This is a genomic window from Microbacterium sp. KHB019, assembly GCF_037285405.1.
In the GTDB taxonomy this organism is placed as follows: Bacteria; Actinomycetota; Actinomycetes; order Actinomycetales; family Microbacteriaceae; genus Microbacterium.
Genome location: NZ_JBBDHF010000002.1, coordinates 463,278 through 483,901 on the forward strand (window position 1 = coordinate 463,278; position 20,624 = coordinate 483,901).

General features: G+C 68.0%; 21 protein-coding genes. 7 read left to right on the plus strand and 14 right to left on the minus strand.

The genetic code is table 11. From position 1 onward, the window contains the following. The first annotated feature begins 97 nt into the window (after positions 1-97). Positions 98-1,165, plus strand: a complete 1,068-nt coding sequence (locus KHB019_RS08615; protein WP_230101799.1) for a M4 family metallopeptidase — start codon at positions 98-100, stop codon at positions 1,163-1,165. Beyond that, positions 1,137-1,505, plus strand: a complete 369-nt coding sequence (locus tag KHB019_RS08620; protein WP_230101800.1) for a protealysin inhibitor emfourin — start codon at positions 1,137-1,139, stop codon at positions 1,503-1,505. Before KHB019_RS08615 ends, KHB019_RS08620 begins: the two co-directional genes overlap by 29 nt. Here KHB019_RS08620 and KHB019_RS08625 read toward each other — a convergent pair. Further along, a complete protein-coding gene (locus KHB019_RS08625; protein WP_337458675.1) occupies positions 1,474-2,535 on the minus strand; it encodes a mechanosensitive ion channel family protein in 1,062 nt (353 codons plus the stop codon). The two genes, KHB019_RS08620 and KHB019_RS08625, sit on opposite strands and share 32 nt — an antisense overlap. A 107-nt stretch (positions 2,536-2,642) precedes the next feature. On the opposite strand from KHB019_RS08625, the gene KHB019_RS08630 reads away from it, so the two are divergent. Both KHB019_RS08630 and KHB019_RS08635 read left to right on the plus strand, forming a co-directional pair. Beyond that, positions 2,643-3,545 carry a VOC family protein gene (locus tag KHB019_RS08630; RefSeq protein WP_337458676.1) on the plus strand — a complete coding sequence of 301 codons (903 nt, stop codon included), beginning with the start codon at positions 2,643-2,645 and terminating at the stop codon, positions 3,543-3,545. 9 nt (positions 3,546-3,554) lie between these two features. Then, a complete protein-coding gene (locus tag KHB019_RS08635; protein WP_337458677.1) occupies positions 3,555-4,283 on the plus strand; it encodes a hypothetical protein in 729 nt (242 codons plus the stop codon). Here the strand turns inward: KHB019_RS08635 and KHB019_RS08640 are convergent. Next, complete coding sequence (locus KHB019_RS08640; protein ID WP_337458678.1) at positions 4,280-5,512, minus strand: FAD-dependent oxidoreductase; 1,233 nt, start codon at positions 5,510-5,512, stop codon at positions 4,280-4,282. The genes KHB019_RS08635 and KHB019_RS08640 overlap by 4 nt on opposite strands. Before the next feature lie 94 nt (positions 5,513-5,606). On the opposite strand from KHB019_RS08640, the gene KHB019_RS08645 reads away from it, so the two are divergent. Next, the gene (locus KHB019_RS08645) at positions 5,607-5,933 is read left to right on the plus strand and encodes a hypothetical protein (protein ID WP_230101805.1); all 327 of its coding nucleotides are present in this window, start codon (positions 5,607-5,609) and stop codon (positions 5,931-5,933) included. 30 nt (positions 5,934-5,963) lie between these two features. Then, positions 5,964-6,665, plus strand: a complete 702-nt coding sequence (locus KHB019_RS08650) for a ribonuclease H family protein (protein ID WP_230101806.1) — start codon at positions 5,964-5,966, stop codon at positions 6,663-6,665. Positions 6,666-6,667: 2 nt separating this feature from the next. On the opposite strand, the gene KHB019_RS08655 is transcribed toward KHB019_RS08650, so the two are convergent. The 6 genes from KHB019_RS08655 to KHB019_RS08680 are packed head-to-tail and all read right to left on the minus strand — an operon-like array spanning position 6,668 to position 12,136. Further along, positions 6,668-7,306 (minus strand): TetR/AcrR family transcriptional regulator, encoded by a 639-nt coding sequence (locus KHB019_RS08655; protein ID WP_337458679.1) that lies wholly within the window; start codon positions 7,304-7,306, stop codon positions 6,668-6,670. 16 nt (positions 7,307-7,322) lie between these two features. Further along, positions 7,323-8,297 carry a phosphotriesterase family protein gene (locus tag KHB019_RS08660; RefSeq protein ID WP_337458680.1) on the minus strand — a complete coding sequence of 325 codons (975 nt, stop codon included), beginning with the start codon at positions 8,295-8,297 and terminating at the stop codon, positions 7,323-7,325. Positions 8,298-8,305: 8 nt separating this feature from the next. Next, on the minus strand, positions 8,306-9,337 hold the full coding sequence (locus KHB019_RS08665) for a DctP family TRAP transporter solute-binding subunit (protein ID WP_337458681.1): 1,032 nt from the start codon (positions 9,335-9,337) through the stop codon (positions 8,306-8,308). Then, entirely contained in the window at positions 9,334-10,320 is a 987-nt protein-coding gene (locus KHB019_RS08670; RefSeq protein WP_337458682.1) for a shikimate dehydrogenase, read from the minus strand. The genes KHB019_RS08665 and KHB019_RS08670 overlap by 4 nt, the downstream gene beginning before the upstream one ends. Then, positions 10,317-11,591: a TRAP transporter large permease gene (locus KHB019_RS08675; protein WP_337458683.1), complete on the minus strand. Its 1,275-nt coding sequence runs from the start codon at positions 11,589-11,591 to the stop codon at positions 10,317-10,319. The genes KHB019_RS08670 and KHB019_RS08675 overlap by 4 nt, the downstream gene beginning before the upstream one ends. Next, entirely contained in the window at positions 11,588-12,136 is a 549-nt protein-coding gene (locus KHB019_RS08680) for a TRAP transporter small permease (protein WP_337458684.1), read from the minus strand. The genes KHB019_RS08675 and KHB019_RS08680 overlap by 4 nt, the downstream gene beginning before the upstream one ends. 111 nt (positions 12,137-12,247) lie before the next feature. Here KHB019_RS08680 and KHB019_RS08685 point away from each other — a divergent pair, with 111 nt between their 5' ends. Then, complete coding sequence (locus KHB019_RS08685; protein WP_337458685.1) at positions 12,248-14,017, plus strand: sugar phosphate isomerase/epimerase and 4-hydroxyphenylpyruvate domain-containing protein; 1,770 nt, start codon at positions 12,248-12,250, stop codon at positions 14,015-14,017. Positions 14,018-14,222: 205 nt separating this feature from the next. On the opposite strand, the gene KHB019_RS08690 is transcribed toward KHB019_RS08685, so the two are convergent. The 6 genes from KHB019_RS08690 to KHB019_RS08715 all read right to left on the minus strand — a co-directional run bounded on the left by KHB019_RS08690 (position 14,223) and on the right by KHB019_RS08715 (position 20,603). Beyond that, positions 14,223-15,209 carry an SRPBCC family protein gene (locus KHB019_RS08690; RefSeq protein WP_325471022.1) on the minus strand — a complete coding sequence of 329 codons (987 nt, stop codon included), beginning with the start codon at positions 15,207-15,209 and terminating at the stop codon, positions 14,223-14,225. 1 nt (position 15,210) lies between these two features. Continuing rightward, positions 15,211-15,576: an ArsR/SmtB family transcription factor gene (locus tag KHB019_RS08695; RefSeq protein ID WP_337458686.1), complete on the minus strand. Its 366-nt coding sequence runs from the start codon at positions 15,574-15,576 to the stop codon at positions 15,211-15,213. 57 nt (positions 15,577-15,633) lie between these two features. Next, the gene (locus tag KHB019_RS08700) at positions 15,634-17,313 is read right to left on the minus strand and encodes an ABC1 kinase family protein (protein WP_337458994.1); all 1,680 of its coding nucleotides are present in this window, start codon (positions 17,311-17,313) and stop codon (positions 15,634-15,636) included. A gap of 56 nt (positions 17,314-17,369) precedes the next feature. Continuing rightward, positions 17,370-18,011 carry a PadR family transcriptional regulator gene (locus tag KHB019_RS08705; RefSeq protein ID WP_230101816.1) on the minus strand — a complete coding sequence of 214 codons (642 nt, stop codon included), beginning with the start codon at positions 18,009-18,011 and terminating at the stop codon, positions 17,370-17,372. A 174-nt stretch (positions 18,012-18,185) separates the two neighbouring features. Next, the gene (locus KHB019_RS08710) at positions 18,186-19,529 is read right to left on the minus strand and encodes an HNH endonuclease (RefSeq protein WP_337458687.1); all 1,344 of its coding nucleotides are present in this window, start codon (positions 19,527-19,529) and stop codon (positions 18,186-18,188) included. Between the two features lie 63 nt (positions 19,530-19,592). Continuing rightward, complete coding sequence (locus KHB019_RS08715; RefSeq protein WP_337458688.1) at positions 19,593-20,603, minus strand: PfkB family carbohydrate kinase; 1,011 nt, start codon at positions 20,601-20,603, stop codon at positions 19,593-19,595. Positions 20,604-20,624 lie beyond the last annotated feature (21 nt).

A 20,624-nucleotide genomic window follows, 5' to 3' on the forward strand; every position in this document is an offset into this window, starting at 1 on the left:
CGACCTGGGAGCGGATGCCGTCTGGGATTCGGCCAGCGGATCACGCAACACCGCAGCACCCGTGACTCTGTCGGAACCCGCGCGTATCGTCGGCCACATGGACCACAGCGCACAGGCACACGGCATCATCCCGGCATACCTTCTCGCCCGCCTCGCGCAGTCGGGCCGTTTCACCAAGGCTGCGGATGCTGCGCGTCAGACGCTGCTCGCGGGCAGACCGCAGTTCCGTGCCCGCCTGAACCTGTCCATCGACGAGCACGGTGATCTCGTCGCCGAGTTGACAGACGCTCCGAACCGGACGATCAGCGATGCCGGTGGCACCGAGACGCTGCCCGGCGCCGTGGTGCGCACCGAAGACGACGGGCCAGTCGACGACGCTTCGGTCAACCAGGCGTTCGACGGCCTCGGCGCCACGTTCGAACTGCTGCTCTCGGCGTTCCAGCGCAACTCGCTCGACGGGTTGGGGGCGCCCCTGAACGCGACGGTGCACTACGGCACCGACTACGACAACGCCTTCTGGGACGGCGAGCGCATGGTCTTCGGCGACGGCGACGGCGAGGTGTTCCGCGGCTTCACCGGTTCGGTCACCGTCATCGGCCACGAGCTGGCGCACGGCGTGATCCAGCACACCGCGAACCTCGAGTACCAGGGCCAGCCCGGCGCGCTGAACGAGTCGATCGCCGATGTGTTCGGGGCGCTGACCGAGCAGTACGCCGAGGGGCAGGCGGCGGATCAGGCGAGCTGGCTGATCGGTGCGGGCATCTTCACCGACGAAGTGCAGGGCGTGGCGCTGCGATCGATGATCGAGCCGGGCACGGCGTACGACGACGACGAGCTCGGCAAGGATCCGCAGCCAGCGCACATGAGCGACTTCGTGCGGACGACCGAGGACAACGGCGGGGTGCACATCAACTCCGGCATCCCGAATCGTGCGTTCGCGCTCGCGGCGCGCGCCCTGGGCGGCAACGCCTGGGAGCGGGCCGGCACCGTCTGGTACCGCGCGCTGAGCGACGGACTCTCGCCGACGGCGACATTCCGCGAGTTCGCAGATGCCACTGTCGACGCGGCCTCCCGCGAGTACGGTGAGGAGGTGACCGCCGCAGTACGCGACGCGTGGACGACCGTGGGAGTGCTGGATGCCGAAGGAAATCGACGCACCGGATGACCGGGCAACCGCTGATGAGGACGACCTCCTCGTCGTGGCGGTCGTCCGGACGGGCGGGATCGCCGGCCTCCGACGCCGCTGGCGGGTCGAGACGCCGCGCCCCGAGGCGCATGACTGGCTGGTGCTGATCGATCGCTGCCCGTGGAACGCGCCTGCCGAGCACGATGCCGGCGCCGATCGCTACGTGTGGAGCATCCAGGTGCGCATGCCCAGCGAAGAGCGCGAGCGCGAACTCGCCGACTCCGAGCTGCGCGGCGCCTGGCGGGATCTCGTCGATGCCGTCCGCGATGCGGATGCGGCGCGGACGACTAAGCCGGGCGATCCAGCATCACGCGAGTGACCGGCAGCGCCTCTGGATGCTCCTGCTGCAGCCAGATCATGACCTTCTCGCGCACGAGGCATCGCAGATCCCACTGATCACCGGAGTTCGCCGACGACACCGTGAACCGCAGCGTGACATGCCCGCCCTCCGAGCCGGTGACGACCATGCCTGCCGAACGGCGGTCCCAGGCATCCGAGCCCTCGATGATCTCCATGAACTTCTCGCGCACGGCATCCACCGGAACACGCCAATCGAGGTCCATGTAGACGGTGCCGAGGATCTTGTCCGACCTGCGCGTCCAGCTCTCCACCGGCTGCGATGTGAAGTACGTGCAGGGCAGGATCAGTCGGCGCTCGTCCCAGATGTAGACGACCACGTACGACAGGTTGATCTCGCCGATCCGCCCCCACTCGCCCTCGATCACGACGACGTCGCCGACGCGGATCGCGTCCGTGAACGCGATCTGCACCCCGGCGATGAGGTTGCCGAGCGTCGACTGCGCGGCGAGACCGGCGATGATGCTGACGACACCGGCCGATGCCAGGATGCTGGTGCCCACCGCCCGCACTTCGGGGAATGAGAACAGCACCACCCCGACCGCGATGACACCGACCAGAACCACGGCGAGCCGATTGAGGACGGTGAGCTGCGTCTGGCGACGCCGGGCCTCAGGGCTCGTGGCATCCTTGCGGCTGTCGTACTGCATGAGCCGTTCCATGCCGAACGTCACCAGCGTCGACAGCAGCCACGCGCCGACCAGCACCGTGGCGATGAGCAGCAGACGATCGAGCACCGGCCACCACGACAGCGACGCCGGTGCGGTCGTGGCGCAGACGATCCACGCGGCGATCACGAACGCCAGGGTCATGCCAGGCACGCGGATGCGTCGCTCCAGGTCGGCGATCCACGCTGAGCGGCCGCGCGCGCGACCCGCGACGAACCGTACGCCGATCACGATCACCGAGACGACCACGACCGCAACGACCGTTGCGATGAGCGTGCCGATCCACGAGGTCCATTCGAGCGCGAACTCTGCGAGAGAAGCCATCGATCCACCCTAGGCAGACGAACAGTCGGGGGCGCAACCCCCTTGCTTCCGCAGTCGCCGCGGAGCACGATCTAATCACCCGAGATCAGCCCGCCAAGGGAGCCGCGATGTCTCAGAAGATCATCCCCAACATCTGGTGCAATCAGAACGCCGACGAGGCGGGTGAGTTCTACGCCGGTCTCCTGCCTCATACGAGGTCGAAGGTCACAGCCCGGTATCCGGACGTCGTCGCGGACTGGCAGGCGGAGTTCGCCGGCAAGACGCTCACGGTCGACGTCGACGTCGACGGCTTCCAGCTGTCGCTGATCAATGCGGGGGACGAGTTCCGCCCGAATCCCTCCATCTCGTTCATGCTGAACTTCGATCCGGTCCGGTTCGACGGCGATCGGGATGCCGCCCGTGCCAGCCTGGACGAGGTCTGGGCAGGGCTCGCCGACGGCGGCACTGTTCGGATGGAGCTCGGCGAGTACCCTTTCAGCCCTCGGTACGGGTGGGTCGAGGATCGCTTCGGCGTCAACTGGCAGCTCATCCTCACGAACCCCGAGGGCGAGTCGCGGCCATTCCTCATTCCGCAGTTGACGTTCACGGAGTCGGTCGACGGCAAGGCAAGGGAAGCGGCTGAGTTCTACGCCTCACTGTTCCCCGACGGAGAGGTCGGCTACATCGCGGTGCACCCGCCGGAGTCGACGCACGCGCAGCCCGGCACGGTCATGTTCGGCGAGTTCGAACTGGCAGGGCAGTGGTTCTCGATGATGGACGGCGGCCCCGATCACGATTTCGCGTTCGACTGCGGCATCTCGCTCGAGGTGCGCGTCGCCGACCAGGCCGAGCTCGATCACTACTGGAATGCCCTCACCGCCGTGCCGGAGGCCGAGGTGTGCGGGTGGCTCGCTGATCGATACGGGCTCAGCTGGCAGATCATTCCGGAGAACATGGGCGAGCTCATGTCGCGTCCGGACGCGTACACGAAGATGATGGGGATGAAGAAGCTCATCATCGCCGATTTCTGAAGGACGCCAATGGGACTGTTCACGCAGCGCGAGGAAGACGAGAACACCTGGGCGGCACTGCCCGGTGAGCCGCGCGGGCCGAGGGATGCCGCCGACGTGCTCGACACGGCACCTGTCACCGACCCGATGGAAGTGGGTCTCGGTGCGCAGTACACGTCAGTCGTGTTCCCCGTCGCGCCGCCCGCCCCCGAGGCATCGGATGCGTCGGATGCCGCGCCGAAGGACCCTGCAGCCGAACCGGACCCGCACGTGCTCGGCCCAGGCCTGCTGCCGACGCCGTTCACGGCCGACGAGATCCACGCGGCAGCGCGCGGCGGCAAGACGATCCGGATGCTGGTGGAGGAGCCGGATGGCGCATCGCACATCAGGGTCAACCGGTTCCGGGATGCCGATGACGAGGGTGCGACGCTCGAGCGCTGGATCTCGGGCCCGACCGGCATCGTCCAGGGCGAGATCACGAGTTCGCGCGTGACCTGGCGCGAACTGCAGGCGCACGCGGCGTTCCCCGCTGATCTGACGACGCTGTCGTCCGAGACGCTGGAGTTGCCGATCGGACGCGTGGAGTGCCTGCGCTACGAGGTGCGCGAGTCGTCGGATGCCGCCCCGGAGACGTTCTGGTTCGCGGTCAACCACCCGGGGATGCCGGTGCGGTACGAATCGCGGGTCGATGCAGGCATACAGCGCACGGGTTCATCAGGCATGCAGCGCACGACTGTGATCGCGATCGCGCGACCCTAGACGCCGGGCTCGATCCGCTCGAAGCGCTCCGGCCTCGCTCCGAGGCCGACGAAGCGTCCGGTCAGATGCGTCAGCCGAGGGTGATCGCGCAACAATCGCAGAGGCAGGGGCAGCGGCGCATCAGGAGTCCGCTCCGCGATCAACGGACCCTGCAGCCGACGCTGCACGAACTGCGTGACCCGTGTCGGCCATGAGCGTCGACGTTGGACACGGCGCAGGTCTCGGTTGGTCGGTGCACCGCCGCCGCGAAGCACCGGCCCGAGGATGCGGGCAGCGGTCACGGCATCCTGAATCGCGAGGTTGATCCCGACCCCGCCCGCCGGCGACATCGCGTGCGCGGAGTCGCCGATGCACAGCATCCCGGAGGTGAACCAGCGGCGTAGCCGTTCCAGCCTGACCCGCAGCAGGTGCACGTCGTCGGTGGTGACGGCGGCGACGGCATCCGCCATGCGGGGCGAGATCCGCCCGATGCGCTGCTTCATGATCGTGAGGTCGGCGTCCGTGCCGCTCCACGTGCCGGCCGGGATCACGTGGGCGATCTGGAAGAAGTCGCCGCGGTCGATCGTGATGATCATCCCGGAGCCCGCCTGGATGAACGGGTACGTCTCACCGTCGCGCTTGGCCAGGCGGAACCAGAGGACGTCCATCGCGGCGGCGACGCCCGTCGGATGCAGGCCGGCGGCGGAGCGGACGTCGGAGTCACGGCCTGACGCATCGACGACGAGGCGTGCGCGGATCGTGACGTCGCCGTCGGGGCCCGCGCCGGCGACTCCGGTCACGCGGCCGTCGTCTCTGCCGTCTTCACGGATCAGGCCGTCGATGCGCGTCTCGCGGATGAGCGTGAATCCCGGATGCCGCGACGCGCTTTCGGCGAGCAGATCGAGGAAGTCCCACTGCGGCATGAACGTCATGACCTTGCGGCGCGTGGGCAGGCGGGTGAAGTCGGCGAGCACGAGCTCAGACCCCTGCCAGCTGACGGTGACCCGCTCCATGTCGTCGTGCGGCAGGGCCAGGAACTCGTCCAGCAGGCCGAGGTCGGCGAGCAGCTCCTGCGTCGACGGGTGGATCGTGTCGCCGCGGAAGTCGCGCAGGAAGTCGGCGTGCTTCTCGATGACGGTGACGCGGATGCCGTGCCGCAGAAGCGCGAGCGCCAGCATGAGCCCGGCCGGGCCTCCGCCGACGATCGCGCAGTCGGTGTCGATGCGCTGGCTGCTCGCTTCGGTGCTCATGAGTCCAGGATCGTCCTCTCGTGGCGAAGTTGCACGCATGGTCGATGCTGCGATAGCCCTAGGCTGTCCCGCGAGACGGATACGAGGGGGAACCATGCCTGCTGCTGAAGAGGCGTCCCGGCTGCTGGGGCTCGCGCATCACACCTATGACCGGGGTGATGCGCTGCTGCAGATCGCCGTGGATGTCAGCCTGCTCACGGGAGAGAAGTCGTCGTTCGGCTCGGCCGGGAACATGGCGTCGCACGATGAGAGCATCGGGTACTTCCTCGGCGAGGTCGAGAAGATCGGATGGCGGCTCGAGTCGAGCGCCTTCACGTTCATCGAGAGCGGCGCGACGACCTCTGCGCGGATGTGGGGGACGGGCGAGGGCGTCGTGAATCACGGCGCCGTCGTCGGGTACTACGTGTTCCGGCGGGCGTGAAGCCGCGCCGTCCCCCGTTACGGTTGAAGGATGACGATCACCGCCGCGGCAGACGGCTCAGCCCTCGGTAATCCAGGCCCGAACGGCTGGGCGTGGTACATCGACGACGACAACTGGGCGGCGGGCGGATCCCCCCACGGCACGAACAATCAGGGCGAACTGCAGGCCGTTCTCGAGCTGCTGCAGGCGACGGCCGCGACCGGCGAGTCGCTGCTGATCATGTGCGACAGCAAGTACGTGATCGACTCGATCACCAAGTGGATGCCGGGCTGGAAGCGCCGCGGATGGCGCAAGGCCGACGGCGGGCCGGTGCTGAACCGCGACCTCATGGAGGCGCTGGATGCCGCGATGCAGGACCGCGACGTGAAGTTCGCGTGGGTCAAGGGGCATGCCGGGCACGATCTCAACGAAGCCGCAGACGAGCGGGCGAATGCCGCCGCGAAGGCGTATCAGGCGAAGCGCGAGCCGAACCGCGGTCCGGGCTTCGCCCTGGGTGCGGCGGCCTCTGCCCCGGTCCCCGTCCCGACGTCCGAGTCCCCCTCAGCGCAGCCGCTCTGGGCCGAGGCATCCTCGCTTCTCGACGTCTTCGACACCCCTGACGATGCGGCTGGGTCCGCGGCATCCGCCATCGACCTGCACGTGGCACTCACACCCGACGAGCACGCACGCCTACGCGATCGCGCCGACGCGCAGGGCATCTCGCTCGAGCAGGCGCTGCGCCGCCTGATCTGAGGTCAGGGCTTCGCGGTCATCCAGGCGACCACGACATCGCCGATCATCGAGCGCAGGTGCTCGCGGCGGTCCGCGGCGAGCAGATCGCGGTCGAACAAGTACCCGAAGGTGTGCTGATTGGCGACCTGGAAGAAGCAGTACGAGCTGATCAGCAGGTGCACGTCGAGGGCGTCCACGTCGGTGCGCACCGACCCCTCGGCGCGGCCGCGCTCAAGCACCGTCTCAAGCACGTCGACGGCAGGCTGGTTCAGCGTACGCAGGGCGCCCAGGCGCTTGATGAACTCGCCGTGATGGATGTTCTCGATCGAGACCAGGCGGATGAACGCGGTGTGGTTCAGGTGATGGTCGTACGTGAGCTCGGCGATCTGACGAAGCGCCTCGACCGGGGGCAGGTCGCCGGCGTGGATCGACTGCTCGGTCTCGCGGATGCCGCGGTAGGCGTTCTCGAGCACGGCGAGGTAGAGCTGCTCCTTGCCACCGAAGTAGTAGTAGATCATCCGCTTCGTCGTCTGGGTGCGCTCGGCGATCTCATCCACCCGCGTCCCCGCGTAGCCCGACTCGGCGAACGCCTCCGTCGCGACCTCGAGCAGCTCTGCCCTGGTCCGCTCGGCATCGCGCTTCCGCACGACCGGTTCGCTCACGCTGTCCACCCCCACATCATGCCCCACCCGCCAGCACACGCCGCGGATTCACGACCATCAGCTGATGCTCGGTCGTCTGATCGAGCCCCGCCGACCGCAGTTGCGGAAGCACGGTCTCGAACAGATGCGACATCCTCCACGACGGCGTGTGCGCCGCGCGCCACGAAGGCGGGGTGACACGACTGAACACGGCGGCGTCGTGCGAGAGCACGATGCGGTCGGCGTAGCCTGCGTCGAGCAGCTGCAGCAGCATCCGCACCCGATCCTCATCGCGGCCGACGTGCTCCATGCCGAACCGATCGAACCCGAGGAAGGAGCCGCGGTCGGCAAGACCGCGCAGGTACGCGAAGTCGGTCGAGTCACCGCTATGGCCGATCACGACCCGGTCGAGCGGCACGCCCAGACGCTCGAGCGCGTCCTGCTGCTGGGCACCGCCACGTGATGCCGCGTGCGAGTGCGTCGTGATCGGTACGCCGGTACGTCGGTGCGTCTCAGCTGCGGCCGCGAACACGCGTGCTGCGTCGGGAGTGAGTCCTGCGTCTCCCGAGGCGATCTTGATCATCCCCGCCCGCACGTCGGTGCCGGCGATGCCGCGCTCGATGTCGCCGACGAAGAGCTCCACGAGCGGATCGGGACCGTCGACGACGAGCCCTGGTCCGTTGAGCCTGAAGTACGGGGGCAGGACTTCTGCTGCGTAGCATCCGGTTGCCGCGACGAGCTGCACCGGCACGCGCGCTGCGACATCGGCGACGCGTCGCACATCACGGCCGAGGCCGATGACCGTGAGGTCGACGACGGTCCGGACGCCGCGGGCGTGCAGATCGGTGAGGGTCTGCACGGCGCGTTCGATCCACAGCGACTCATCCCATTCCGGGTGAGGCATATTGATGTCGAGCTCGGGGTCGGTGACGAAGACGTGCTCATGGATGAGGGTCACCCCGAGGTCGTCCCCGCTCACCTCCCCCGTGAACGTCGGAATCGAACGCGCCATGCAGGTGATCACTCGGAGGTCGAGCGGATGGCCTCGTAGACCGCGAGGGAGTCTCCGGTCAGGGCCCCGGAGAGGTACTCCTCCGCGGTGGCGCTGAACGCGTCGCGGTCGACATCGTCGACGACCTCCCAGTCGCCGCCGGAGCGCCACTCGTCCAGCACCGTCGCCTCGTCCTCGTCGACGCACGACGTGACCTCGGCGATGGCCTTCTCTGTGGCGGCGCTCAGCGCCTCCTGCTGCTCGTCGCTCAGCTCGGTCCACACCTGGCCGATGATGACGAGGTTCGTGTTGAGCTGGTGCGAGCTCAGGCTGACGTAGTCCTGCACCTCCTTGAGGTTGGAGGCGACGATGTTCGTGATCGGGTTCTCCTGGCCGTCGACCGTGCCCTGCTGCAGGGCGAGGTAGAGCTCCTCGTACGCGACCTCTGTCGCCTCGGCGCCGAGCGCCTTGGCGTTCATGAGGAACTGCGGCGATCCGGGGAACCGCATCCGCAGCCCCTGCAGGTCGTCCGGAGTGCGGATCGCCTTGTTCGCGGTGAACTGGCGAGCACCGGCCGACCAGGCGCCGAGCGTGTGGACGCCTGTTTCGGCCTCGAACGCCTCGGTGACGGTGTCGGAGGCGTCGCTGGCCATGAAGCGCGCCAGGTGGTCGGCGTCGTCGAAGGCGTATGCCGCGTCGAGCACGCTGATCGGTTCGTAGACGGCGCCGAGGGCGGATGCGCCCTGGATGTCGATGTCGATGTCTCCTGATGCGACAGAGGCGATGCGGTCGGCGTCGCCTCCGAGCTGGCTGGACGGGAAGATCTCGATCTCGAGTCCCACGTCGGCCGCCGCCACCTCATCGGCGATGACCTGCGCCCCGCAGCGGTGCTGGGGCTGGTCCTCGTTGTAACTGTGGGCGAGCGTGAGCTTCTGCGTCGCTCCGGTGTCGCCGGCGTCGCCGCCGGTACCCTCTCCTCCGCTGGAGCAGGCGACCAGCAGCATTGCCGGTGCTGCGACAAGGGCGAGCCACATCGTTCGCCGCGTGCGTCGTGCGTTCATCGGTTCTCTCCTCTTTCTGGTGCGTGTGGTGCTGTTTCGGGTGGTGCTGTTTCGGGTCGTGCTGTTTCGGGTGTTGCTGGGGTCGTGGCCGCCTCCGCGGCGACCAGGTCATGGAGGTCGGCGAGCATGGCCGTACGATCGGCGCGCTCTCCGGTGAAGATCTCGAAGGCGTCTGCGGCCTGGTGCATGGCCATGCCGAGGCCCGACATGGTGCGGATGCCGCGGGCACGGGATGCCGCGAGCAGCGCGGTGTCCGCAGGGCGGTAGACGATGTCCGCGACACGGGAGCCGCTCGGCAGCAGCGCGACGTCGAACGGCGTGCCTGGATGGGCGGCCATGCCGATCGGGGTCGCGTTGACGACGAGGTCTGCGCCGGCGAGCTCGGCCGGCAGGTCGGCGAGGGCCGCCGCGCGTGCTGCGGGTCCTCCGAGCGCACTAACCTGCGCAGCGAGCACTCCGGCACGGTCCGGCTCCTGGTCGATGAGCACGAGCTCGTCGATCGGCCGCTGTGCGAGCGCCGTGGCGACGGCTGAGCCGGCGCCTCCGGTGCCGAGCAGCACCACGCGGCCGAGGGGCTCGGTGCCGAAGGCGTCCGTCAGCGCGGCGCCGAAGCCGGTGACGTCGGTGTTGTGGCCGATGGTGCCGGCATCCGTGAACACGACCGTGTTCACCGCACCCACCGCGCGGGCGCTGTCGCTGAGTTCGTCGAGCAGCGGCAAGACGGCCTGCTTGACGGGGTGGGTGATGTTGAGGCCGTCGAATCCGAGCCTCCGCGCCGCCCGCAGCAGGGTCTCGAGGTACTCGGGGGTGCCCTCCGCCGGTGCGAGATCGATCGTCCGGTACACGTAGTGCATGCCGTGGCGAGCGCCCTCGAACTCGTGCATCGGTGGCGTGAGCGACGGGGTGACGCCCTCGCCGATCAGTCCGATCAGCACGGCTGGGCGCCGATCGAGCTCGGTGCGGGAATGGTCGGCGAGCGTCACAGGCCCAGCACCCCCGGCAGCCACATCACAGCGTCGGGGAACGCGATGATGAGCACGCAGATCACGATCAGCGGCACGATGAACGGCAGGCTGCCGCGGAACACCTCGCCGATGCGGGTCTTCGAGACCGCTGCCGTGACGAACAGGACTGTGCCGACGGGCGGGGTGAGCAGTCCGATCATGAGCGAGAGGATCATGAGCACGCCGAGCACGATCGGGTCGACGCCGATCTGGTTGCCGATCGGGAGGATGATCGGCACGGTGAGCACGAGGATCGCGGTTGCGTCGATGACGGTGCCCAGGATCAGCATGAGCACGGTGACGAGGATCAGGAAGACGACGGGGCTGTCGGTGATCGCGAACACCAGCTCGGTGAGCATCTGCGGCAGACGCTCCCGGGCGAGGATGTAGCCGAGCAGCGATGCCGAGGCGACGATGATCATGATGGATGCGGTCGTGGTGACGGTCTCGGTGAGCGCTCTGATGAAGCCCTTCAGCGTGAGAGAGCGCTGCAGGATGCCGACGAGGCCGATGTAGACGACGCCGACGGCCGCAGCCTCGGTCGGGGTGAAGAATCCGCCGAGGATGCCGCCGAGGATGATGAACGGGGCGATCAGCGGCAGGATGACGCCCTTGGTCGAGTCGAGGAACTCGGCGCGGTTGAACACGCCCTTCTTCACGTGGTCCATTCGGCGCACCAGCATCCACACCACGATGCACAGGCCGACGGCCATGAGCAGGGCCGGGATGACGGATGCCGCGAAGAGCGCACCGGTGGAGACCGCAGCGAGCCCGGCGTAGATGACGGCGGGGATGCTGGGCGGCATGACCGGCGCGATCAGCGCTGAGGTCGCCGAGACGCCGGTGGCGAATCGGCGGCCGTAGCCTGCGCGGATCATCGCGGGGATCTGCACCTTGCCGAGTGCTGCGGCGTCGGCGACAGCCGAGCCGCTCATCCACGCGAAGCCGACGCTGGTGCCGACGGCGACGTAGCCGAGGTTGCCGCGGACGTTGGCGAGCAGCGCCTGAGCGAAGCGGAACAGCCGGTCGGCGATGCCGGCGTGGTTGGCCAGCGCGCCGAGGAAGATGAACAGCGGAACGGCGAGCAGCGGGAAGCTGCTGGCGGCGTTCGTGACCGTTCGCAGGGCCATGCCGAGCGACTGGCCTTCGATCGCCATGTAGACGAGGGAGGGGCCGAGGAAAGCGAACGGGACAGGGACGCGGATCGCCAGCAGGATGGCGATGGCGAGGGCGAGGAGGAGGAGAGTCACAGTCCTGCCACCTCCGGCTGGTCCTCATCGACTTCGGCGACGATCGGGCCGTGGATGGCGATGTCGGCGGCGGCGATCAGCGCACGGATCGTGGTGCTCACCACACCGATCAGCACGGGGATGTACACCCACGACATCGGCACCCGCAGCACCGGCGACTTCACGATGCCCTGCGTCTGGACGAGCGCCCACGCCTCGAGAGTCATGCCGAAGGCGGCAGCCGCCACGATGACGAGCGAGATCACCTGGATGAACCGGACGGCCATGGGGTTGCGGAGGGAGTCGACGAGCTCGAGGGCGATGTGGCCGTGGGTCGTGACGAGCACACCCATGGCTGCGAAGGTCGCCCACAGCAGCGCGAACCGAGCGAGCTCGCCGGTCCAGGCGAGGCTCTCGAACGGCAGGTAGCGCTGGAGCGCCTGATAGAAGACCAGGACGAGGATCATCAGGACGGAGACACCGCCGATGACCAGCTCGATGCCGGTGATGTAGCGCGCTGTCCGGCGCAGGATGCCGGTGCGCTGAGGTTGCTGATCTGAAGTCACAAGACGCCTTCGTCCTCGGTGGTTCGGGTACTGAAGTTGAATGTACTGGTTAGTACATTGATTGAGCAAGAGCTCTGGGAAATTAATGTACAAACTGGTACGTTCACTGCCATGCGAACCTCCATTGCCTCCGTCTGCATCTCCGGCGGGCTCGTCGAAAAGCTCCACGCCTGCGCTGAGGCAGGCTTCGACGGTGTCGAGATCATGGACGCCGATCTCATCGCCGCCCCAGAGTCCCCCGAGGAGATCCGCGCCCTGTGCGATCGACTCGGTCTGAAGATCGAGATGTTCCAGCCGTTCCGCGATGCGGAGGGGGTGAGTGACGATCTGTTCGCCGACAACCTGCGCCGGGCCGAGGCGAAGTTCCAGGTGATGAAGCGTCTCGGGACCGACCTCATGCTCGTGTGCAGCAACGTCGGCACTGCGACGGTCGATGATGACGCGATCATCGCCAGGCAGCTCGGCGAGCTCGCCGACAGGGCTGCGGTGCACGGCATCCGACTCGCCTACGAGGCGCTCGCCTGGGGCCGATTCGTCGACGACTACCGGCGGACGTGGGAGATCGTGAAGCGAGCCGACCGACCGAATCTCGGTCTGTGCCTGGACAGCTTCCACATCCTCTCGCTCGGCCACGACCCGGCGGCGATCGAGGAGATCGACGCGGAGAAGATCTTCTTCCTGCAGCTCGCCGATGCCCCGGCGCTCGACATGGACGTGCTGTCGTGGAGCCGGCATCACCGACTGTTCCCCGGTGAGGGGTCGTTCGATCTGGTGGGCTTCATGACGCACGTCATGCGGGCGGGATACACCGGGCCCTGGTCGCTCGAGGTCTTCAACGACACGTACCGGCAGACCGACACGGTGCGCACGGCGGCACACGCTCACCGCTCGCTGGTGTGGCTGGCGGATCGGACCGCCGCTGCGAACGGGTGGTCTGAGGACCTCCTCGGCTCTGCACCCTCGACGTCCGGGTTGGACTTCGTCGAGGTGGCTGGGGCCGATCTCGCCGAGGTCGACGAGCTGCTCGGTCAGCTCGGTTTCGCCTTCGAGGGACGTCATCGGTCGAAGCCGGTGCGCCTGTGGAGCGCCGGCGCTGCCCGGATCATCCTGAACGAGCAGGTACGCAGCGGCGAGGCCGTGCTCGCGGGAATCGGGTTGAGGACGGCGGATGCCGAAGCCGCGGTCTCGCGCGCGCTCGCACTCGGGTCGCCGTCGGTGTTCCGGCGGACGTACGAGGGGGAGCAGGAGCTGCAGGGGGTCGCGGCGCCCGACGGCACGCAGGTGTTCTGGAGCTCGCTGCCCGTCGAGCAGTCGTGGCTGCAGGAGTTCTCCGGCGGCACCCGTGGCGGCGGCGAGCTGGTCGGCGAGGTCGACCACATCAACCTCGCCTACGCGTGGCAGGACTTCGACGAGGCTGTGCTGTTCATGTCGAGCGCGTTGTCGTTGCAGGCCGATCCGCCGGCCGACGTCCCGGGCCTGCAGGGGCTGATCCGCAGTCAGGTGATGCGGACGCCCGACGGCATCATCCGCGTGCCGATCAACCTCGCCCCTCCCACGGCGAAGCCGCCGGCTCGGCACGTCGCGGTGCGGACCGCGGATGTGTTCGAGGTGGCGCGCCGGGCGCGGGAGCGCGGCATCGATCACCTGCGGATCCCGGCGAACTACTACGACGACCTGGCGGCGCGGTTCGATCTGCCGGCCAAGATGCTGTCGTCACTGCGCGAGCTGGATCTGCTGTACGACCGGGATGCGCAGGGCGAGTTCATCCACTTCTACACGCGGACGATCGGCGATGTCTTCTTCGAAGTGGTCGAGCGGCGCGGCGGCTACGACGGGTACGGGGGCGCCAACGCGCCAATCCGGTTGGCCGCCCAGCGGTAAGTGCCAGGTTCTGCCTGCCGCCCTGCATAACTCCGGAGCTTCTCGCAGAATCTGCGTGTTTCCGGTGCCGAACTAGCCCAGGACGCAGTTTCTCCGGAGTTGTGCGGCGCCGACGCGGCCGCTCACGTGGGCACAGCCCTCACCACCGCAGCTGTTCGGCCCCGGATCCACCGGATCCGGGGCCGAAGCAGCAACTCCTGTGGAGTTACGAACGCGCGGCGCTCAGCACCTCGCGTTCGAGTCGCTGGAACGACGACTCCATGCCGTCGGCCATGCCGGTGGCGAGGATCATGTCGCGCGTGTCCTTGTCGGGGTACTCGATGAGCACCGTGACCAGGGTGGCGCCGTCCTCCTCGTAGAGGTTGAGGTCGTTGAGCGTCTCGGTCGGCAGTCCCTGCATCCGCTCGGTGGTGACCGCGCGCCGCGGCGGGTCGCTGAGCAGCACCTCGCCCTCGAATCCGAACGGCTCACCTTCGGTGTCGCCGACCGGTGCCCACGAGTTGCGGTAGCTCTCGCCGACCGTGGTGGTCGCGACGCACTCCGTCATCTCCCAGCCGTCGGGTCCGAGCATCCACTGCCGGATCAGTTCCGGGTCGTGGTGCGCGCGCCAGACGAGCTCGCGCGGGCCGTTCACCAGCCGCGTGATGCGCACGTGCGTGTCGTCGAGCAGCTCGACGCGGGTGCCCTTGCCCTCGGCGTATTCGCGGAGGTCCTGCAGGACGGCATCCAGCTGCGCCATCGCCATGCGCGAACCCTCGACGGCGCCCATCGCGACGACCTGCTCGAGCGCCTCGGCGCTGTCGAAGTAGCTCGTGTTGACCATGCGCGACCCGGCCTCGGTCTCTTCGAAGTTGAAGCTCATGCGCATCGCAGGGAATCCGTCGAGCGGGTTGCCCTCGTCGTCGACGAACGAGTCGATGACCTCGAAGCCACGCGGCTCGTCGATCGAGATGAACTCCCACGAGCCCGACGACTTCTCGCCGCGAGGGCTCGTCATGAAGTACTGGGCGCGCCCGCCGACCCGCAGATCGAACTCGCGGAACGTGGACGGCCACCCCGGAGGGCCCCAGAACCGCTCGAGCTGGCTCGCGGTCGTGAATGCGTTCCACACGCGCTCGACCGGAGCAGCGAACTCGGCGGTCAGCGTCATCGTCAGACTCTGCGGATCGGTGGTGATATCGGTGACAGGCATTTCAGACTCCTTCGTTGGATTCGGCGTTCGGTGCATCCGAGGCGAGCAGGTCGTCGAGGCGGGAGATGCGAGCCCGCCACAGCTCTTCGTAACGGGCCAGCAGCGCCCGAGCGCGCGCGATCATCTCGGGATTCGCGCGGACGAGCCGCTCGCGTCCCTCAGCGCGTTTGATGATGAGGCCGGCGGCCTCGAGGACGGCGACGTGCTTCTGCACGGCCGCGAAGGACATCTCGTAGTCGCCCGCGAGGGTCGATACGGATTGCTCCTCGGTGATCGTGCGGCGCAGGATGTCACGCCGGGTCGCCGTCGCCAGTGCGTGGAACACACGGTCGATCTCCGTCTCGCTCAGTTCAGATTGTGCAACCATTTGGTTGTACGTTATGCGGAGACGGATGCCGTGTCAAGAGGTTTTCGGGATCGACCTTCAGCGCCGCCCTACGCCGGCGAACAGCGCGTGCGCGAGCGGCACGACGGACGCCGCCAGCAGCACGATCCCGAGCGGCGGCGTCGGAACGATGAGCAGCGCCCCGCCGACCGCAAGTCCGGCGAACACCACAGCAGAGACGACGCGTCGACCGATGCGGATCAGCGAATCCAGACGACGTTCGAGCCGCGAGGTGTCGAAGGTGATCGTGCCTTCTTCGATCTCAGTGATGACGGCGTCGATGCGTCCTGGCAACCGGGCCGTCGTCACCGCGGCCCTCCATGCCTCATCGGCGAAGGCACGAACGGTGTTGCCGGTCTCATCGCGCAGCAGCTGCGCCGCGAACGGCTCGACGGCATCCCACACGTTGAACGTCGGATTCAGCCCGCTGCACATGCCCGAGGTCAGCGCGACGGCGCGGAACAGCAGCAGCATCCCCTCGGGAAGCTGGAACGGCAGCGCCCGGATCGTGTCGCCGAACTCGCTGGCGAAATCACGGAACTCGCGAGGGTCGACAGTGGCGAGCTCCGCGAATCCCATGCCCCCGAACCGGGCGAACAGGGCGGTGATCGCCTTCTCGAACTCCTTGGTGTCGGCGGAGGGCAGCAGGACGCCGACCTCCTGCGCAGCATCCACGAGCTTGCGGCCGTCGCGAGAGGCGACGGCGATCACGAGGGCGCGCAATCCGCTGCGCAGCCCCTCAGGAACCTGACCCATCATGCCGAAGTCGATGAACGTCAGCCGCCACGCGTCGGGAGTGGCGCCGGGTGTCACGAAGATGTTCCCAGGGTGCGGGTCGGCGTGGAAGAAACTATGCGTGAACACCTGCTCGAACATGGCCTTGGCGAAGGCATCCGCCACTTCGTCGGGGTCGATGCCCGCCCCGCGCAGAGCATCCGTGTCGTTGATCTTGATCGCGGTGACGTCCTCGAGCGTCAGCACCCGACGTGTGGTGCGCTCCCAGACGACCTCGGGGGTGGCGACACGCGCGTCGGCGGCGAAGTTCTCGCCGAAGCGCTCTGCGCTCTGCGCCTCGTGCAGGTAGTCGATCTCCTCCAGGCTCGTCTGCGCGAACTCCTCGACGAGCGCCGGCGCATCGACACGATCGGAGACGATGCGCACCCGCCGCAGCCACCCGGCCACCTTGCGGAGTGCGGCGAGGTCCACCGCGACGATCTCGTCGATGCCTGGACGCTGCACCTTCACGACGACGTTCTCGAGCCCGGTGTCGGCCGCGTCGAGTTCGGATAGTCGCGCGCGGTGCACCTGGCCGAGGGATGCCGCGGCGAGCGCCCGTTCGTCAACCCAAGCGAACGCGCGGTCGAAGGGTACGCCCAGCTCGGCCTCGGCGAGCGCTTTGATGTCGGCGAACGGCACGGCCGGAACCTCGTCCTGCAGGCCGGCGAGCTCGTCGGTGATCTCGGGAGGCAGCACGTCGAGGCGCGACGACATGAACTGCCCGACCTTGATCATGAGGCCGCCGAGGTCGACGGCGAGCACGTGGAAGCGCTGTGCGATGCGGCGCATCCGGTCGGTGCGTGTGCGCTCTGCGATGCCGGCGAGCCCGATGCGCGGCAGGAACAGCTCGAACCACCACAGCTGGACGAGCTGCAGCGACGCGAAGCGCAGGATTCGGCGATACCGGGCGCGATGGGGCCCCGGGCGTCCCGCGTCAGCCATCATGCCCCTCCCGCGATGCCGAGCTCGTGCTGGTCAGATGCTGATGCTTCAGCGGATCAGTCCTGGGCAAGGATCGCGTACAGCTTACGGCGGGCGTCCTCGAGGATCTCGACGGCCTGGTCGATCTGTTCTGGGTTGCTGCGGGCGAACTGCGCGGCCGCTCCTGCGAGGTCGACACCTGCCTTCGCGAGGGCGCGCTGGCGCTCGCCGGGCATTCCTCCACCGCGACCGTCACGACGCGCCCCGTCGCCGTTGGCCGCCCACGGGGCCGGAGTGTCCGCCTCATCGGCCACGGCACGACCGGCCTCGGTGAGCGAGTAGGTCTTGCGTCCGTTCTGCTCCTCGGCCTCGACGAGTCCCTCGTCGGCGAGCAGCTGCAGCGTCGGGTACACGGACCCCGCGCTCGGCTTCCACGTTCCGCCTGAGCGGTCTTCGATCTCGCGGATGATCTGGTAGCCGTGCATCGGCTCCTCGGCCAGGAGCGAGAGGACCGCCGCCCGCACGTCTCCGCGCGCCATGCGCGTTGAGCCGCCGGGGCGGGACTCGAACTGCTTGCGAATCTGGTCGAGCGCGTCGAAGATCATCGCCCCTGGGCCACCGGAGCCGCCAGAGCCGCCGAAACCACCGGAACCGAAGCCGCCGAACCCGCCGAAGGGCGAGCCCGACCCGAAACCGCTGTTGTGGGATGAGTCGTTCATGATGACCTCCTGGTTCGCGGTGCGCCGGCAGCGCGCCCGTGCATGTCAAGCTCCGTTCGTGCCGAGCGGAGTGCGTTAACGATATATCGCTATAGATCGTTCGGAAAGCCTTCCCAGCGAATGCACGGGATCGACCATGCGGCGCCGGTTGGCGCACGGCGTCGCGCCCCGCGCTCAAGCAGCGATGTCGAATCGTGCCCTGCCGCCGAGCCGCGGCGTCCCCGCCGGATCGACGTAAGGCGGCGGAATGAACCACACCAGCGCGCCCACTCCGACCCCGTCGATGCGGATCTCCCACCCGTTGTCATGGATGCGATGGTGACACGTCTCGCACAGCAGCACGCCGTTCGACAAGTCGGTCGGCCCTCGATCTCGCTGCCACCATCGGATGTGATGCACCCGGGTCATCTCGGGCGGAAGCCCGCACATCGCGCATCCGCCGTCGCGTTCGGCGAGCGCGAGTCGCTGGGTCTTGGTGAAGAGCCGCTTCTCGCGCCCCCAATCGAGGATCTGACTGTCGCCATCGAACACACAGGGGATCACGCCGCCGCTGGCGGCCATACGCCGCGCCGCTCCGACGCTGATCGGCTGGTCGATGCCGTCGATCGTCGCCGATCCGACACCCGACTCGAGGTCTTCCAGGCTCATCCGGACGATGACCGTCGCGCCCGCGAGCACCGGACCCTTCGCCTCGCAGCCGAGCATGTGCGCGCAGAACGCGCTGAGCGCATCGGCCTGGATCATCGCGACGGTGCGGTGATCGGCATCCGGAGCGTCGGGGTCGACAGCATCCTTCCGCGCGGCGAATGTCGCACCGACAGCACCACGCAGCGCTGCGGCGATCGGCGCGCCGGTTTCGGCATCCCATTTTCCGTTGAAGTGGAGGTAGCCGTCGCGTTCGAAGAACGTCAGCGAACGCTGCGCACGGCGCTCGTCTTCGCGCGGCTCGACGCCGTCAGGGTCGAGCCACGCCTCGGCGCGCACGATCAGCTTGCGGACCTCGTCGAGACCGAGCCCGACGGCCGCTTCGACGAGCAGTCGCTCCCCTTCGACGATGCGCTCGGCACCCGCAGCCACGCGGCAGCGATCGAGCAGTCCGATGATCAGCGCCGATGCCTGCGCACTCAGCGCACCCGAGTTCAGCGCCTCACGAACGAGCGGATACTTCGCCGGCAGCTTCGCGCCCAGCAGGTCTGACCGCGGTGCCGTGCTCTCGCCCACCTTGATCAGCCGCAGCGCGTCACCCGTCGAGACGCCCATGGTCGTGGACAGCATCTTGGCCGGCGTGCGGAATCCCTGTTGCTTGGCGAGCGACTCCGCCCCGAGCTCCGGACGCGATTCGCGCGCGAGACCTGCGGCCACGTCGACCTGGACGGCATCCAATCGCCGTTGCACGAGCGCGACAGCATCCGTCGCAGAAACGAGCTGTTCTCTCGTAAGATCGTTCGAGTCATCGGCGCCCGCCCACACCCGTTCGAGGCTTGTGATTGCCTCGTGGAGTGCGGTCAGCTTCGACATACCTCCAGAGTACGCAGGGCCACCGACATTCTCGGAATAATATTCGAGATTGTGGATAACGCGTCAGGCGTTCAGAAGGAACTCCTCGACCTCGTCCGCGGTCGGCGCCGTCGTCGGCCCTCGGCGCGTCACCTTGATCGCTGCGGCGGCATTGGCGCGCCGGCTCGCGTCGACCCAGCTCGCTCCCGTCGCGACGGATGCCAGCAGCGCGCCGGTATGCGTATCGCCGGCGCCGTTCGTGTCCACCGGCTTCTGCGGGAAGCCCGGAACGTATGTCGTCTCGCCGGCGACGGAAACAGCGCAGCCTTCGGCACCGTCCCGGACGATCGCGACGGCCCCGTCCCGCAGCAGCGCCGGCACAGCAGCGGCCTGAGCGACGATCTCGCGATCGGCCCCAGAATCAGCGAGCTCAGAATCAGCGACCCCAGAAACAGAAGCGGACAGCGCGGACAGCAGATCCGTCGTCTCCTCCGCGTTCCCCGTCCACACGTCGGTACGGGCGAGCATCGCATCGCGCACCTCGGCAGAAAGCGAGGCGAACGCCGCGCCGGGATCGAGCACCACGACGGCATCAGGCGGCAGGGTCTCCATCCACGCCAACAGCGGGTCGCGGGTCTGCTCGACCGCCAGCGAGTATCCGGTGACGCAGACGAGATCGCCAGGTCCGGCAGAAGCACTGGCCAGGGAATCGACCGTGATCTCCCGCTCGGCACCGAGGGTCGTGACGAACGTGCGCTCGGCCGTCGGCTCGACCAGGACGACGCAGACGCCGGTGTCCTGCGTGGTCGCCGGCGGCGCGGATGCCGCGATGCCGTCAGCATCCAACGCCGCACGGATCACGTCTCCGTGCGGACCGGTGCCCACCGCACCCGCGTGCACGCAGTCCGCGCCGAGACGCGCGGCGGCCAGCAGCACGGTGACAGCCCCGCCCGCGTACTGGGCGACGGAGGATGCCATGACGTTCTGCCCTCGCGCGGGAAGGGCGGGCACCTCGATGACCTCATCGACCAGGGCCTGTCCGGTGTGGATCACGCGGGGCATCGGCCCCGAAGAAGATGAGGCATCCATGCGCATGCGGTCAGCCTACCCAGCGCA